Source organism: Vibrio rumoiensis 1S-45, from assembly GCF_000286955.2.
Lineage (GTDB): Bacteria > Pseudomonadota > Gammaproteobacteria > Enterobacterales > Vibrionaceae > Vibrio > Vibrio rumoiensis_A.
Map to the genome: position 1 here is coordinate 1 of NZ_AJYK02000066.1, position 16791 is coordinate 16791.

Consider the following 16791-nt stretch of genomic DNA (forward strand, 5'->3'; position numbering starts at 1 on the left):
GTCAGTGAGGTCGCATTATAGAGATCAACATCACATTGGCAAGCCCTTTTTTCAAAAAACTTTAAAAATAAGTGTTAAGCGCTCAATTTACGTTCAACAGCTTATTTATACCACTTTAATCAACACTAAAGAACAGGTTATCCACAGAGTTATTATTTCTGAGTGATTTATACATATATAAAAGGCTACTTAGTTAAGTAGCCTTTCTCGGTATTCTCTTTAAATAGAGAGAAGATTAAATACCAGAACCATCTTTTTCTGCTTCACCATCATCTTCATGAAGCCCACACTCTCTCTTTAAACCAAAAAAGCGTGTTTCTTCTTCTGTCATTCCTGGCTCCCATTTACGTGTAGTGTGGGTATCCCCTACAGAAAGATACCCTTCTTCCCATAACGGATGGTATGACAGACCGTTCTTTTCTAAATATTGATGTATCTCTTTATTACTCCAATCGATGATTGGCAGGAATTTAAATACACCATTTTGTACTGCTAGAATCGGTAAATGGTTGCGAGTGTTTGACTGCTCTCGACGTAAACCAGAAAACCACGTTGATACATTCAGTTCTTTTAATGCTCTGCGCATTGGTTCAACTTTATTTATCTTGTTGTATTTTTCTATACCGTCTACACCTTGTTCCCACAGCTTTCCATATAACGCTTCTTGCCAGTTAGGGCTCTGCTCTGAACGAAAAACTTTTAAATTCAAGTTCAACTTTTGAGTGAGTTCATCGATAAACTGGTATGTTTCTGGAAATAAGTAACCAGTATCGGTCAAGATAACTGGAACATCGGACTTAACTTCAGTAACCAAATGAAGCATTACAGCGGCCTGAATTCCGAAACTTGAAGATACAGCAAACTCACCATCCAAGTTATCTAGAGCCCAAATGACTCTTTGCCTTGCATCCAACTCTTCAAGGTAGGCATTTACTTCTGCCAACTTTAAACTTTGCTCAACTTTATTAAAGGTGAGTAATTCATTTAGATCCAGCTTTGCTTCAATGGTGTTATGCATAGAAATCCCTCTTAGAGATAAAGACCTCTTCGACGATACCGACTCGAATCACAAAATCCCCAAACGCTTCATTTTCTGAACGTTCTTTTGACCAACGAGCAACTAAGCTGTCCATTTCTTCTAATATTTGTTTATCAGTAATATTTTCTTTATACATTTTAGGTACACGAGTACCACTTCTATTACCACCAAGGTGTAAGTTATAACGCCCTGGAGCTTTACCAACTAATCCGACTTCAGCTAACATCGCTCGACCGCAACCATTTGGACAACCAGTAACACGTAAAATAATACTCTCTTCTTTAGGTAATTGATGTTTTTGTAGAATACCTTCAACATCAGTCACAAAAGAAGGAAGGAAACGTTCCGCTTCTGCCATTGCTAATGGGCATGTGGGAAATGCCACACAAGCCATTGAGTTCTTACGCTGCTCACTTGTCGATGCATCCATCAAACCATGCGCTATCGCGATACTTTCAATCACTTCTTTTTGATCAGTGGCGACGCCTGCAACGATCAAATTTTGGTTAGCAGTAATGCGGAAGTCACCTTTATGCACTTTAGCCAATTCAAGCATTCCGGTTTTCAAAGGCTTACCTGGATAATCTAAAATACGACCATTCTCTATAAATAGAGACAAGTAGTGCTTACCATCGATACCTTCAGACCAACCGATACGATCACCACGTTCGGTAAACTCATAAGGACGACTGGCTTCAAATTGGCTCCCTGCGCGTTTTTCGACTTCGGCTTTAAATACATCAATACCCACACGGTCTAATGTGTATTTAGTTTTCGCATTCTTACGATTAGAGCGATTACCCCAACCACGTTGAGTGGTGACCACAGCCTCAGCAAATGCCAAAGTCTGTTCGACTGGGATAAAGCCAAAATCATCAGCACGACGAGGATAAGTAGAGGTGTCACCATGTGTCATAGCAAGACCACCGCCCACCAGCACATTAAAGCCAATTAATTTGCCATTTTCTTCAATCGCAACAAAGTTCAAATCGTTAGCATGCACATCGACATCGTTCAGTGGCGGAATCGCAATGGTCGTTTTAAATTTACGCGGTAAGTACGTCCTTCCTAAAATAGGCTCTTCTTCTTGAACTGTACTATCAATTTTTTCAGCATCTAGCCAAACTTCGGCATAACCTCGAGCATGAGGTAAAAAGTGCTCGCTAATTTTTTTCGACCATTCATAAGCTTCTTGGTGTACTTCTGATTGATACGGGTTAGCGGTACAAAGTACATTACGATTCATATCCGCGGCGGTACCAATAGAGTCAATACCAATCGAATTGAGTGCCTTATGCACTTTCTTAATGTTGGGTTTTAAAATGCCATGATATTGGAAGGTTTGACGCGTCGTTAAACGAATACTTCCATATAAAGTATGCTCATCTGCCCATTTATCGACACCAATCCATTGTGTTGGTGTGATCACCCCAGCAGGTAAACGTGCGCGTACCATCAAGGTATGCAATGGCTCTAGTTTTTGCTTGGCTCGTTCAGCACGAATATCACGATCATCTTGTAAATACATACCGTGAAAACGAATTAAGGTAAAATTATCACCCGTCACCGCGCCGGTAATTGGATTTTGTAAATCTTCTGCAATCGTGCCACGTAAGAAATTACTTTCTGCTTTTAAACGTTCACCATCAGAAAGTGGGCCTAATACTTCGCCTAATACAACTTGTTCTTTCGTGCTCATTAGTACACATCCCTTTGATAACGTTTTGCTTTACGTAAGTCATTAACAAACGCTTCAGCTTGTTCACGACCCAACTTACCTTGTTCTTCTACTACTGTGATTAATGCATTATGTACATCTTTTGCCATACGATTTGCATCACCACACACATAAACATAAGCACCTTGCTGTAACCATTGCCATACTTCTGCAGCATTTTCTAAGATACGATCTTGAACATACACTTTTTGTGCTTGATCACGACTAAAGGCCACATCCAGTTTATTTAAAACACCTGATTTTAAATATTTCTGCCATTCAACTTGGTACAAGAAATCTTGAGTAAAGGTTCTGTCACCAAAGAACAACCAATTCTTACCTTCAGCATCTCGCGCTTCACGCTCTTGAACAAAACTGCGGAAAGGTGCGATACCAGTTCCTGGCCCAATCATAATCACAGGGGTATTGTCATCTTGTGGCAATTTAAAGTTATTATTGTGCTCAATGAACACTTTTAAGCTATCGCCTTCCTCTAAACGATGAGAAAGATAATGCGATGCACCGCCAAAACGAGCTTCATCACCTTGGTGATATTCAACTAAACCAACAGTTAAGTGTACCTCATCATCGACATCAGCTTGACTAGACGCTATAGAGTACAAGCGAGGCGTTAATCGACGTAATAAGCTCACCAATTGATCAGCACTTAACGCTGTTTTCTTCTCTTTCAATACATCAATAACTTGGGTGTTGCCTGCGTATTCACGTAACTTATCTTTATCACCCACCAGCTTTTGCAGCTTCTTACTGCCAGATAGCTCTGCATATTTCGTCACGAACTGAGGATTAGAAGTGGTGATTTCAAACTTACTCACTAAGGCACTGTGAATAGATAAACTCTCACCATCAAGTTCAATGCTCTCAATACCAGATAAACCGACTTGATCTAAAATAGCAGCAACAAGATCTGAGCTGTTTTCATACCAAACCCCTAATGCATCACCAGGTTGGTAAGTTATTCCAGAACCATCAAGATCGATTTCGATATGACGAACGTCTTTGCCTGAATCACGACCGGTTATTTTTTGACTCGTAAGTAACGTCGCTGAATATGGGTTTTGCTTATTCCATTGGCTTTCCGTATGAGCAGCTTGTCCTACAGGAAGTTGAACGACCTCAGCATCAGTTGTTACTAACGTTTCTTTTACTTTCTCTAATGCTTGCTTACGCCATTCCGTTGCTTGAGCTTCATAATCAACATCACAATCCAAGCGGTCTAAAAATGCTGTCGCCCCTAATTTACTTAAGTAACTATCAAAATCCTTACCGGTTTGGCAGAAAAACTCATAACTAGAATCACCAAGTGCAATAACTGCATATTGTAAGTTTGGTAGCTTAGGCGCTTTCTTAGATTGTAAAAACTCATGCAACTCAAGCGCATTATCCGGAGCTTCACCTTCACCATTGGTCGAGGCAACAATAATGACATGCGTTTCTTTGGCTAAATTTTTACCTTTGTAATCACTGGCATCAAATAGCTCAACAGCAATACCATTTGAGTCAGCCTCATTTTTCAACGCTTCCGCAACGCCTTTTGCATTACCTGTTTGTGAGGCATAAATGATGCTCAACTTTCCTGCAGGTTGCGCAGCAACAGAAAGCTGAGACTGAGGAGAATTAGCTGAAGAAGGTTGGCCGGTTTGGCTTAGCCCCCAAAAATAACCACTAACCCATGCAAGTTGCTGTGGTGATAACTCAGACATAGCCTGTTGCAGTTGACCAATTTGTTGGTCATTCAACGGACTCGCTAGAGCTGAAAGATCCTTAAGTAACATGTCACGACATCCTATCTATCTATTCCCAAATCTTTTTAAAATTCGAGTTTGGGTGTTTTAGGTATAACACTATGTATGCTTCGTTCTACTAGATTAACGATTCTGATTAATAGCGAGAAAGAATTGATAAGTATGTTTTATAACTTTTTGGAAATAAGAGAATAAAAAGGAAGGGCATAAAACGAAAAAACAGCAAGGCAAGCTGCTTACCTTACTGTTAAATCACAATAATTTACTTATTAGCAATACGAACTTGTTTGAAGCCAACATCTAAAGCAGACCGAGAAGCGTCATCAACATCTTGGTAATGGCACTCTTTGCCATTTTCATCGGTCAATAAAACTAAGCCACCTCTATTGTGGCGAAACTCAACAATCCAAACTTCATCTTCAGAAGAAGATTCAATTATAGCTTCGATTAACTGCTTATCTTGATATAAACGACGTAATTCGATAACCGTCATTGCCCACCCTTCCATGTTAATCACACGATGAACTTTAAGCATGGCGCAAATTTTCAATACTGCTAAGTAAATGGTCACATTTTAGACAAAAAAAAATACCGCCAATTTTAGCGGTATGATTTAGTGAATTGTTTTTACTAAAAATTAAGTTCTACCCCAGTAAAAAAACCTTGCTCTCGAACCTCAACTGGCTCACCAGTAAAATAATCAAATGAATAGTCCATAACTCGATAACCACCACGCAGACTAAGATCAACGGTGTCTAATTTGAAAACATAATCAAGGCCAACCATAACATCGGCTGTCGAGTTATCACCTGTTCCACCAAACTGCATATCACCAATCAGACTAAACTGAGTTCCGGGCACAATCAATCGTCCGTCAGCATACAACGCCCATGCAACCTCATTGAAACTTTGAGAGCTACCGATACCGTCTTGTCGATATTCACCACTTTGAAACTGTGATGCTGAAATACCGATATTAAAAGCCACACTATCTGTATGAAGAGCCGGATAATATGCAATGTAATCAATATTGTTAAAACTTATCGCAGAATTATCAATTTGAGTGTAACGCAATTTAAAGTTAGGTATATATGGTAAAGAATGGGAAAAGTCTACATAAGCGGAAATAGGATCATCGCCTTGGTATTTTACTTCATCGACTTTATTCGTCGCCCACCAATAATCCATCCCAACTTTAGTGTTCCATGTATTTTCAGCTTGTACCGCCGCAGTGGTTAGTACTCCTCCCAAAGTAACAGCAAACCAAATACTCTTTTTCATTCTTAACTCCAAGTCCATGATTATTTATGGCATATCAAGCCATCAATAAGAACTCGGCTTGTTATAATGCTTGTAAATATATAGACCAATTAAAGCAACTACAATCCATGGCAGTAATTTAATCACAGCCCCCACCATACTCACCACGAATACAAACAAAAGCGACGCAGCAATCGCAAGAAAAAACGTAACCATAGTGACGCCAGTAAACATCAAAAAACCAAAAAACATTAAAATAAACAGTAACTCAATCATAATTATCTCCTATCTGTATTAATAAACTAATGCAGATATCAAGCCAACTTTAGCTGCAGTAGAAATATATAAATATCATACAGTTATAATTAGCATTCAAACATAGAAAACAAAAAAGGTGAATTTAACCAATTGTAGGTTAAATTCACCATATTAATTTCAATTAAAACTGAGTGATTAAACGTCTAATTCAGCGGGGATTTTAGCTAATGCAGCTTGAACCACTTCTACTCCTGAACCTGGCTTATGAGCATTTTCACTAATATAACGACGCCATTGACGAGCCCCTGGCATCGCTTGAAATAAGCCCAACATATGACGAGTGATATGACCAAGACTCGCGCCCTTTGCCATTTCTTGCTCGATATAAGGCAACATCTCATGTACGACCTGACGGCGTTTTTTAATCGGCTTATCACTACCAAACAAACGTTGATCCACTTCAGCAAGAATATATGGGTTCTGATAAGCTTCACGCCCAACCATCACACCATCAAGATGCTCTAAATGAACCAATGAATCTTCTAAAGTTTTTACGCCACCATTAATCGCAATCGTTAAATTAGGGAAATCTTGTTTGAGTTGATAGGCGCGAGGGTAATCTAGTTCTGGGATTTCACGATTTTCTTTTGGGCTTAAACCACTTAACCACGCCTTACGAGCATGAATCGTAAATTGTTCAACCCCACCTTTCTCACTCACTAGTGATACAAATCGTGTAAGAAACTCATAAGAATCTTGTTCATCAATTCCAATTCGAGTTTTCACTGTCACAGGAATATCCACGACCTCACGCATTGCCACCATACAATCAGCAACCAGTTCAGGCTCAGCCATTAAACATGCACCAAACTTTCCGTTTTGGACACGATCGGATGGGCAACCCACATTTAAGTTAATTTCATCATAACCACGTTCTTGAGCAAGCTTAGCGCAATGAGCTAAATCGGTAGGATTTGAACCACCAAGTTGAAGGGCAATAGGATGTTCTTGTTCACTAAACTGTAGAAAGTCCCCTTTACCATGAATGATCGCACCAGTTGTCACCATTTCGGTATACAGTAAAGTATGCTCGGATAATAAGCGATGAAAGTAACGACAGTGACGATCTGTCCAATCGAGCATGGGCGCAACGGAAAAGCGTTGTAATGGGAAATTTTTCATAACGTTATATGGGATAAATATCTCTGACTTATTAAGCTAAATATTTTACCATAGGCTGCAATACCGTACACCACCGAAATGCGTTCTCATTTTATTGACACAAAGCATGATGGTGAAAAACGATTAAACGATAAGGCCTGTATTTTGAATAAACGATTACTTCAACAAGTTACCGATCTTTGTCAAAAAAGAGGCGTACGCTTGACCTCCCAACGTCAACAAGTTTTAGAATTAATCTGGCAACAAAAAGGGTCATCAAGTGCTTATGATTTACTCGATAAGCTCAAACAAACCGAACCTCAAGCAAAGCCACCAACGGTATATCGCGCTTTAGAATTTTTACTTGAACAAGGTTTCATTCACCGTGTTGAATCAACCAATAGTTTTGTCTCTTGTTGTTTTTTCGATGAGCATGGTAGTGAACATAAGCATTTTTCTCACCTACTGATTTGCGATCAATGTGGGGATGTAAGCGAGCTGCAAGATGATAACTTAGTCGCCCTTTTAACTAAGAATATTGATGAGCATGGTTTTACCTTAACGAACCATGTCATTGAAACTCACGGTACTTGTAAAAACTGCCGCCACTAATCTCATCATTCAGTAATCACCAGTGTGAAAGGTGACATGCTCTACTTTTTATCAATAAAAAAAGAGAAGCCCTTTTTGAGCTTCTCTTTTTTGTTTCCGCTAGTTTAGTCAGCTACGCTTGAAAAGCTTTAAACGCATTAATCAAACCATTCGTTGAACTATCGTGAGACTCAACTGCTTGATTATCAGCAAGCTCAGGTAAGATCTGGTTAGCAAGTTGCTTACCTAACTCCACCCCCCACTGATCAAAACTAAAGATATTTAAAATCACACCTTGAACAAAGATTTTATGCTCGTACATTGCAATCAAGTTGCCTAATGTTTTCGGCGTAATTTGTTTCACAAGGATCGAGTTGGTTGGACGATTACCCTCAAACACTTTAAAGTTAACCAGATCTTTTACTTCTTCAGGTGACTTACCTGCCGCCATAAACTCAGCCTCTACTTGCGCTTTTGTTTTACCAAACGCTAAAGCTTCTGTCTGTGCGAAGAAATTCGACATTAATTTTTGATGATGATCACTCACCTTATTGTGGCTGATAGCCGGTGCAATGAAATCACATGGAATTAACTTCGTTCCTTGATGGATCAACTGATAGAAAGCATGCTGACCATTAGTACCCGGCTCACCCCAGATGATTGGGCCTGTTTGGTAATCCACGGCTTCACCGTTACGATCGACACATTTACCATTCGACTCCATGTTGCCTTGTTGGAAATACGCAGCAAAGCGATGCATATATTGGTCATAAGGTAGAATGGCTTCAGATTCCGCACCGTGGAAATTGTTGTACCAAATACCAATTAACGCCAAAATCACAGGAATGTTATGTTCAAATTCAGTATTCGCAAAATGCTTATCCATTTCATGTGCGCCTTCCAATAACTCAACAAAGTTATCAAAACCAATAGCCAATGAAATAGATAGACCAATTGCCGACCATAAAGAATAACGACCACCAACCCAATCCCAGAACTCAAACATGTTATCGGTATCAATACCAAATTCAGCAACTGATTTTGCATTAGTTGAAAGCGCAGCAAAATGCTTTGCTACATGAGCAGAGTCTTGTGCTGTTGTTAAGAACCAATCACGAGCCGAATGCGCATTAGTCATCGTTTCTTGAGTGGTAAAGGTTTTAGAAGCGACAAGAAATAATGTCGTTTCTGGATTCAAATCCTTCAACGTTTCTGCAATATGAGTGCCATCTACATTCGAAACAAAATGCATATTCAAGCGAGTTTTATAAGGCGATAAAGCTTCTGAAACCATGTAAGGGCCAAGATCGGAACCACCAATACCAATATTAACCACGTCCGTAATTGCTTTACCGGTATACCCTTTCCAATCACCAGATACGATACGATGAGTGAACGCTTCCATTTTTGCCAATACAGCATTAACCGCAGGCATCACATCTTCGCCATCAACCATCACTGGCGTATTGCTACGATTACGTAGAGCCGTGTGTAATACTGCACGACCTTCAGTTTGATTGATCTTTGCACCGCTGAACATCGCTTCAATTGCCGAGGTAAGCTCGATTTGATTAGCGAGTGAAAATAAGTGTGTAAGCGTTTCTTTATTAATCAAATTCTTAGAGTAATCGACTAGAATATCTGAGCCGAACTTGGCAGAGAATTGCTCAAATCGTTGTGAATCTTGAGAAAATAAAGACGCTAATTCCATGTCTTGTGCTGATTCAAAATGAGCAGTTAACGCTGTCCATGCCGCAGTGGTGGTTGGATTGATATTTTTCAACATTATCTAGTCCTGATAAGTCTGTTGGTTTCATTCAGGCTAAAGCGAAATAATCGAATTGCCTGCCCCCGATATAAAAAATAGATTTCACCACATTAAAGTGGCAAAACCTTAAGAAGTCACCTATTTCATGGTGATAACATCGCCGTCGATGAATGATTATTGCAGCGATTTATGTGATCTGTATTGCGTTATATCAGTTTAAATAAAAATCAGTCATAAAGAAATGAACAAATAAGATTAAAACGGCTGATTTACCATGACTCGAAAAACACTTTCTTCATCACCCCATGCCATTTCCGTTCGAACGACAACCCCTTCAACTTGAAAACGGATCGCACCACCAACACTCACTTGCATATCTTGGTTAAGCGTTGACAATTTATATTCATCCGCAACCCGACCAACATCCGTAAAGACAACCCATTGCCACCAAGGAACTTTATATAAATCAAAAATAGGCCAATTTTGTAATGGTTGCCAATCTGGCATAACTCGATATTCTAAACTGTAGTTAATCGCCGCTCGGCCAGTAAAACGCCCTCCAGAAAAAGCACGTTGACGGAATAATCCGCCTAAACGAACCCCAGCATACTCAGGGGGACGATGTTCATTACCATCCGTTCCAGAGTCCCAACTAGGTGTACCCGCTGTATAAAAATCAAATGCAACGACTTGTTTATTAAAAATGTCAGCTAATGGACCTAAATCAAAATAATGACTATTTTGAAATTCCCAAGTCGTCCAAGGATTTTCATTCCCCGTATCCGGAGCGTGAGTTAAGCTTAATTGTGTCCGAGAGCCTGTGGTGGTATTCCTTAAATTATCGCGATTATCCCAATCAGCCTTTAACTCCACACCCCATGTTGATTCTGGTTCATCATAAACATTATTATCAAGGTGACGAGATTTAAAGAACGGTTTGACTGAAAGTGAGGATACACCACTTTCTAAAGGATTCCATGAGGTGACTTCTCGGGTAGACATATAGCCAGCAGAGCCTCCTTTTTCACTCCCTAAACCAATAGGAAGAACATAACGAAAAGCAGTTTGTAAGCGTGATTCTTGACCATCGGTAATGATTGAATCTTCAAACTTTGAATCATTTCTGGTATTAGGGCCTAAATAATATTCATAATCTTTAAATTGGGCGCTATAAGCATCAAAGTTAACTAACCAGCGCTCGCTTAATTGGTAGTTATAACCGCCTAGATAAGTCATAAAACTGCCTTTATCAGAGATAAAAGCTGCGCCAAGTAAAGCCGCTTGTGGCTGACCAGCTCCTTTAACCAACCCTGCTGCACCAATAGAGTTGCCTATCGTATCCGACAGAAAACCAAATGGAACCACTTTAAATTCAGAATACCAAGATGAGCTATCTTCCTTTTTCTCATCAAGCTTAGAAGTATTAGTTACTGCATCATTTACTGTCTGCGACGCAGGATCATCTTCATGAGATATTACCGGCATGGTCTCTGCAATTGTGGCAAATGATAGTCCACTGAAACTTAACAGCCCCCACTTAAGGATCTTGGTAAGAGTGTTCATTTGTTTCATTAAACCATTCACAATTAGATCCCTTGGTCATATTTTCGAACCACACGCCCAGTGAGCTGAGTCACGAGCTCATAACCAATAGTACCTATATGGCTTGCTACTTCTTCTACCGGCAATGCTTCTCCCCAAAAAATGGCTTCATCGCCGACTCTATCTCGTGCATTAGGGCCTAAATCAACGGTTAGCATATCCATCGAAACTCGCCCAGATATTGACACTTTTCGACCATTAACCAAAACTGGTGTGCCATTTGGTGCTGTGCGAGGATAACCATCGCCATACCCCATCGCAATCACACCAATTTTAGTATCAACAGGGCTTTGCCAAGTTGCGCCATAACCAACACACTCTCCGGCTTTAAGATCGCGAACTGCAATCAAATGCGACTTTAATGTCATCACGGGTTGGAAGCCAAGTTGCTGTCCTGTCGAAAAATCAAATGGAGAAATACCATACATAATGATCCCTGGGCGCACCCAATCAAAGTGACTATCAGGCCAAGCAAGAATGCCAGATGATGCTGCAAGCGAACACGGACCTTGTTGCTCTGTTAGTGAAGAGAAGAGTTGAATCTGTTGGGATGTTGCAGGGTTGTCGAGTTCATCCGCGCAACCAAAGTGACTCATAAAGCGTAATGGTTTTGCAACGGCAGACGAGGCCTGTAAGCGTTCAACAAAATACTTGAATTGTTCTGGTCTAACACCTAAACGATGCATACCCGTATCAATTTTCAACCAAACGATGACAGGATCCGACAGTGAAGCTTGCTCTAACATGGCCAATTGTTCTTCACAATGCACCACTGTTTGTAAATTATATTGATGTAAAAGCGCTAAATCATCAGCCGAATAAAAGCCTTCTAACAGCAAAATCGGTTTATCAATACCTGCAGTTCTCAATTCCAATGCTTCTTCTAAGCGCGCAACACCAAACCCATCAGCTTGAGATAAACTTAATGCACAATCACCCACTCCATGCCCGTAAGCATTGGCTTTAATTATTGCTAATAAATGGCTTCTGGGCGCTTTTTGTTTTACTCGCGTTAAGTTATTTTGTAGAGCTTGTAAATTAATATGGGCGGTTGCCGATTGCATTGGAGTAAGATCATGAACCTTCACCCTATCACTCACCTTACTTTGAAAGGAAAGCGAATCATGACCTTTTTTTGATGACTCTTTCATCGCATTAATTACTCATCATCAAAAGCGGGTCCCGCGTAATTATCGAAACGAGAAAACTGCCCTTGGAATGTTAAGCGTACCGAACCAATCGGACCATTACGCTGTTTACCAATAATGATTTCTGCAATACCTTTTAAAGCACTGTCTGGGTGATAAACCTCATCACGATAAATAAACATGATTAAATCGGCGTCTTGCTCAATCGCCCCTGATTCACGTAAATCTGAGTTAATTGGACGTTTGTCGGCACGTTGCTCCAAAGAACGGTTAAGCTGTGAAAGTGCGACAACAGGAACATTCAGTTCTTTCGCTAACGCTTTTAATGATCGAGAGATTTCTGAAATCTCAAGGGTACGGTTGTCCTGTAAACCCGGCACCCGCATTAACTGCAAGTAATCGACCATGATCATAGATAAACCACCGGTTTCACGAGCAACTCGACGCGCACGAGAACGTAAATCTGTCGGAGTTAAACCTGAGCTATCATCGATATACATATTCTTCTTTTGCATCAGAATACCCATGGTCGATGAAATACGAGCCCAATCTTCATCATCAAGTTGACCCGTACGGATTTTGGTTTGGTCGACACGAGAAAGAGAAGCTAACATACGCATCATTAACTGTTCAGCCGGCATCTCTAATGAGAAGATCAATACCGGCTTATCTTGATCCATCGCTGCGTTTTCACACAAGTTCATCGCAAAAGTGGTTTTACCCATCGATGGACGAGCCGCGACAATGATCAGATCGGAACCTTGCAAGCCTGCGGTTTTCTTATTGAGATCAGCAAAACCTGTATTTACACCTGTCACACCATCTTGTGGCGATTTATACAACTCTTCGATACGCTCAAGGGTTTTTTCTAAAATACTATTCACACCTTGAGGACCTTCACTTTCCGTGGTTCGCTCTTCGGCAATCGCAAAAACTTTACTTTCTGCCATGTCTAGTAAATCAGCTGAGCTACGACCTTGAGGATCATAACCTGCATCAGCGATCTCATTCGCAATGCCAATTAAACTACGAACTAAAGCTCGCTCACACACAATATCTGCATAAGCATTAATATTCGCAGCACTTGGGGTGTTTTTTGCTAAATCAGCAAGATAGGCAAATCCACCAACCGAATCAAGTTCTTCACGTAATTCGAGGTATTCTGATAAAGTAATTAAATCTAACGGCTGATTGTCTTCTAAAATGGCTTTAATAGCAGAAAAGATCAAACGGTGTGGCCGGCTATAAAAGTCCTTTTCCACCACTTTGCCTGAGATAGAATCCCAGCGCTCGTTATCCAGCAAAAGACCACCTAAGACTGATTGTTCAGCCTCAAGGGAATGTGGGGGAACTTTAAGAGCATCGACTTGGGAATCTATGATTTTTCGAGTTTTATTTTCAGCCATGGGACCACTTAATTGCAAAATCTAGTTCACTATTATAACGGAGTGTATAGATTTGTAAGCACACTATCGAATAAAATGAAAAATTAACTCTATAATGACTAGCACTATCAAAAAAAATTTATAGTGATGGCTATCTTTTTACTGAGGCAAAGCTGCTTGTGCTAAAACGTTTATTACCGCTGCTATTATTGCTATCTAGCCCTGTGCTATATGGAGCAGAAACATCAACAATATCACCGGATGATGAACCTAAAAGCATTTCAAAAGAAGACCGTCCTGATAATTCTGAATCTTCTTGGGATGAAACATCATCCTCTCCTGACGACACATCATCAAATCAATCACAAGCGACAGACACTGAATCGACTGATAAACCTGAAACGACTGGTGATGCAAAAGCCGATAGTGACAGCAAAACAGACAATGACTCAGATGTCGATGAAGAAGCCATTGCTAAACTACTTGGTGAAAGCTCAGACAGTGATAGCGAAGCGAAAAAAGAAGAAGCTAAAAAGAAAAAAGAAGAGTCCCCTTGGAAACCCGAGATTGAATTTGGGTATCAATCACGTAAAGGTAATGACGATAACCAGTCTTTAAATGCTCGCGTAGCACTTAGTTACATCAAGGGAAAAATGCGTAACTCGGGCGAAGTGAAAATCTATCGTGAAGATGATGACGGAGAAGAAGAAGAGCGCGAGCAAAGTTATGAGCTTCAAAGTGACTATAAGCTAGGATCCAAAACCTATCTCTATGGAAGCTTCAAAGGCATAGATTCAAAATACAGCTCTTACTATCGAGATTATACGGTTTCAACTGGTTTTGGTTTACAGGTAAGTAACACCGAAACTTTCAAGTTAGAAGTCGAACTTGGTCCTGGTTATCGTATACAGCAACCTAATACAGATGAAATTGACGATGATGATCCTATTTTTCCTGAGGATGTTGCCGAGAGTATTATCAGGGGTAATTTAACCTCAAGCTGGAAACCGTTTAAAACCTTATCTTTCGAGATGCAGGCAACGTTAGTGGCCGGTCAAAGCAACACTCGTTTAGATACTGAAATTAGCGCTCTCAATAACATTACCGATGATATTGCGTTAAAGCTATCTCATAATCGTCAGCATATTAGTAAAGTGCCGAATGATCTTAAAAATACCGACAGTACCTTTAACATAAATTTACTCTTTCGCTTCTAAACATTAAAGGTTTGAGTAGCCAGTTATAAACAGCATTGCTGCTCAAGTCTACTGCCCTTAACTCATAGAAAGCACCCATCACTTTCCTTTAAATGTAAAAAAACCGACACTAGGTCGGCTTTTTTATTGTGCTTTGATACTGATTACTCAGCAGCAACCACTTGAAGTTTAACTTCAGCGAACACTTCAGAATGAAGTTGGATGCTGATTTCAAACTCACCAAGGTTACGTAGTGCACCTTCAGGAAGGCGAACTTCACTCTTAGCAACTTTAACGCCTGCTGCAGTAACTGCATCAGCGATATCACGAGTACCGATAGAACCAAATAGTTTACCTTCGTCGCCCGCTTTAGAAGCAAGTACAACTGCTTCTAATGCGTTGATTTCATCAGCACGAGCTTGAGAAGCAGCTAGTTGCTCAGCAACTTTAGCTTCTAATTCTGCACGACGTGCTTCGAAAACTTCAACGTTAGCTTTAGTAGCCATAACTGCTTTACCCTTAGGGATAAGGAAGTTACGAGCGTAGCCAGATTTAACGTTAACTTGGTCGCCAAGGTTGCCTAGGTTACCGATTTTATCAAGTAGAATAACTTGCATTATCTTAGTCCTCTTAAACTTAATTAAACTGCTGCCAATTACTGATGTTTGTCAGTATATGGAAGAAGTGCTAGGTAGCGAGAACGCTTGATAGCGCGAGCTAGTTGACGCTGATATTTAGCACTTGTGCCAGTGATACGGCTAGGTACAATTTTACCAGCTTCAGTGATGTAGTTTTTAAGAGTTGCTACGTCTTTGTAATCAATCTCTTGTACGCCTTCTGCAGTGAAACGGCAGAATTTACGACGACGGAAGAAACGAGCCATGGGCTATCTCCTGATCTTAAATTTGAGTTATGTTGTCGGCATGTAACACTAATTTCCCCAAACCATTTCGGCCGGTGTGATAAGCGACAAAACCACTTACCTTAATGTGACTACCTAAAACTAAATATTGAGTTAATTCTTGTGACCTTGGCCCACTTACGACAACCTGCATACGACAATAAACTTGTCTCGGTAAATTCGCTTCTTGTACTGTGGAACGGTGCTCAATACTAAAATGGCAATGAGCGATGCCCGCAGGACTCAGGCTTCTAACCGGAGCTTTAGCAACAGTGCCGCTTAACTCCAATCGATTGGTCATCAATTAATTACTCAGCTGCTTCTTCTTCTGACTTAGCTTCAGAACGTTCTTCACGACGTGGAGCGCGCTCTTCGCGTACTTTCATCATGATAGATTGTTCAGTTACTGCAGATTTAGTGCGCATGATCATGTTACGTAGAACTGCATCGTTAAAACGGAAAGCAGTTTCTAACTCATCAATAACAGCTTGCTCAGCTTCAACGTTCAAAAGAACGTAGTGTGCTTTATGCAATTTATTGATTGGGTAAGCCATTTGACGACGACCCCAATCTTCTAAACGGTGGATAGTACCGCCAGCTTCAGTGATAGTGTTAGTGTAACGCTCGATCATGCCAGCAACTTGCTCGCTTTGATCAGGGTGCACCATGAATACGATTTCGTAATGACGCATAGGTTGCTCCTTACGGATTATTAGCTTCCACATGGGCTCGGCCATCCGGAGGAAGCAAGGAACGAAAATAAATTAAGACCGAGATTTCAGGACGGCGAATTGTATAAGACGTCGCCATAATAGGCAAGAGAAAGATGAAAGAAGCTTACAAGTTTCGAATTGTTAGTTACTAGATGGGTACTGAAGGAAGTATTGCTCGTAGGTTAAGCGCTTCAGTTTTTTATTAGAGCAACCGAGAGAGCAGCGCCTCTCTAACTATCAATATTAAAACCGTCATTCCCATCGAGCCTAAGCGAGAGCTGGAATC

General features: G+C 40.4%; 17 protein-coding genes. 2 read left to right on the top strand and 15 right to left on the bottom strand.

Annotated elements, in window-relative coordinates:
- Nucleotides 1-235 precede the first annotated feature (235 nt).
- The 7 genes from A1QC_RS09205 to dusA all read right to left on the bottom strand — a co-directional run bounded on the left by A1QC_RS09205 (nt 236) and on the right by dusA (nt 7222).
- Nucleotides 236-1018, bottom strand: coding sequence for a phosphoadenylyl-sulfate reductase (locus A1QC_RS09205; protein WP_017023908.1), 783 nt, complete (start codon nt 1016-1018; stop codon nt 236-238).
- Nucleotides 1011-2738 (bottom strand): assimilatory sulfite reductase (NADPH) hemoprotein subunit, encoded by a 1728-nt coding sequence (cysI, locus tag A1QC_RS09210; RefSeq protein WP_017023909.1) that lies wholly within the window; start codon nt 2736-2738, stop codon nt 1011-1013. The genes A1QC_RS09205 and cysI overlap by 8 nt, the downstream gene beginning before the upstream one ends.
- Nucleotides 2738-4552, bottom strand: a complete 1815-nt coding sequence (locus tag A1QC_RS09215; RefSeq protein WP_017023910.1) for an assimilatory sulfite reductase (NADPH) flavoprotein subunit — start codon at nt 4550-4552, stop codon at nt 2738-2740. Before A1QC_RS09215 ends, cysI begins: the two co-directional genes overlap by 1 nt.
- A 232-nt stretch (nt 4553-4784) precedes the next feature.
- The gene (locus A1QC_RS09220) at nt 4785-5057 is read right to left on the bottom strand and encodes a hypothetical protein (protein WP_431305841.1); all 273 of its coding nucleotides are present in this window, start codon (nt 5055-5057) and stop codon (nt 4785-4787) included.
- A 95-nt stretch (nt 5058-5152) separates the two neighbouring features.
- A complete protein-coding gene (locus tag A1QC_RS09225; RefSeq protein WP_017023912.1) occupies nt 5153-5803 on the bottom strand; it encodes a TIGR04219 family outer membrane beta-barrel protein in 651 nt (216 codons plus the stop codon).
- A 42-nt stretch (nt 5804-5845) separates the two neighbouring features.
- Nucleotides 5846-6058, bottom strand: coding sequence for an envelope stress response protein PspG (locus A1QC_RS09230; RefSeq protein ID WP_017023913.1), 213 nt, complete (start codon nt 6056-6058; stop codon nt 5846-5848).
- A 177-nt stretch (nt 6059-6235) separates the two neighbouring features.
- Complete coding sequence (dusA, locus tag A1QC_RS09235; RefSeq protein WP_017023914.1) at nt 6236-7222, bottom strand: tRNA dihydrouridine(20/20a) synthase DusA; 987 nt, start codon at nt 7220-7222, stop codon at nt 6236-6238.
- Between the two features lie 144 nt (nt 7223-7366).
- On the opposite strand from dusA, the gene zur reads away from it, so the two are divergent.
- A complete protein-coding gene (gene zur, locus A1QC_RS09240; protein ID WP_026025669.1) occupies nt 7367-7813 on the top strand; it encodes a zinc uptake transcriptional repressor Zur in 447 nt (148 codons plus the stop codon).
- A 112-nt stretch (nt 7814-7925) separates the two neighbouring features.
- Here zur and pgi read toward each other — a convergent pair whose 3' ends face one another.
- The 4 genes from pgi to A1QC_RS09260 form a co-directional block, all read right to left on the bottom strand.
- On the bottom strand, nt 7926-9578 hold the full coding sequence (gene pgi, locus A1QC_RS09245) for a glucose-6-phosphate isomerase (RefSeq protein WP_017023916.1): 1653 nt from the start codon (nt 9576-9578) through the stop codon (nt 7926-7928).
- A 237-nt stretch (nt 9579-9815) separates the two neighbouring features.
- The gene (locus A1QC_RS09250) at nt 9816-11144 is read right to left on the bottom strand and encodes a hypothetical protein (RefSeq protein ID WP_017023917.1); all 1329 of its coding nucleotides are present in this window, start codon (nt 11142-11144) and stop codon (nt 9816-9818) included.
- Between the two features lie 2 nt (nt 11145-11146).
- A complete protein-coding gene (gene alr, locus A1QC_RS09255) occupies nt 11147-12226 on the bottom strand; it encodes an alanine racemase (RefSeq protein ID WP_017023918.1) in 1080 nt (359 codons plus the stop codon).
- Between the two features lie 95 nt (nt 12227-12321).
- Nucleotides 12322-13716, bottom strand: coding sequence for a replicative DNA helicase (locus A1QC_RS09260; protein ID WP_017023919.1), 1395 nt, complete (start codon nt 13714-13716; stop codon nt 12322-12324).
- Between the two features lie 158 nt (nt 13717-13874).
- Between A1QC_RS09260 and A1QC_RS09265 the strand changes: the two genes are divergently transcribed.
- Nucleotides 13875-14912, top strand: coding sequence for a DUF481 domain-containing protein (locus A1QC_RS09265; protein WP_017023920.1), 1038 nt, complete (start codon nt 13875-13877; stop codon nt 14910-14912).
- 143 nt (nt 14913-15055) lie between these two features.
- Here the strand turns inward: A1QC_RS09265 and rplI are convergent, their stop codons facing one another.
- Genes rplI through rpsF form a run of 4 tightly spaced genes read right to left on the bottom strand, consistent with a single transcriptional unit; the run spans nt 15056 to nt 16484 of the window.
- On the bottom strand, nt 15056-15508 hold the full coding sequence (rplI, locus tag A1QC_RS09270) for a 50S ribosomal protein L9 (RefSeq protein ID WP_017023921.1): 453 nt from the start codon (nt 15506-15508) through the stop codon (nt 15056-15058).
- A gap of 38 nt (nt 15509-15546) precedes the next feature.
- Nucleotides 15547-15774 carry a 30S ribosomal protein S18 gene (rpsR, locus tag A1QC_RS09275; RefSeq protein ID WP_000090472.1) on the bottom strand — a complete coding sequence of 76 codons (228 nt, stop codon included), beginning with the start codon at nt 15772-15774 and terminating at the stop codon, nt 15547-15549.
- A 16-nt stretch (nt 15775-15790) separates the two neighbouring features.
- On the bottom strand, nt 15791-16093 hold the full coding sequence (gene priB / locus A1QC_RS09280; RefSeq protein ID WP_017023922.1) for a primosomal replication protein N: 303 nt from the start codon (nt 16091-16093) through the stop codon (nt 15791-15793).
- Between the two features lie 7 nt (nt 16094-16100).
- Nucleotides 16101-16484, bottom strand: a complete 384-nt coding sequence (gene rpsF, locus A1QC_RS09285; RefSeq protein WP_017023923.1) for a 30S ribosomal protein S6 — start codon at nt 16482-16484, stop codon at nt 16101-16103.
- Nucleotides 16485-16791 lie beyond the last annotated feature (307 nt).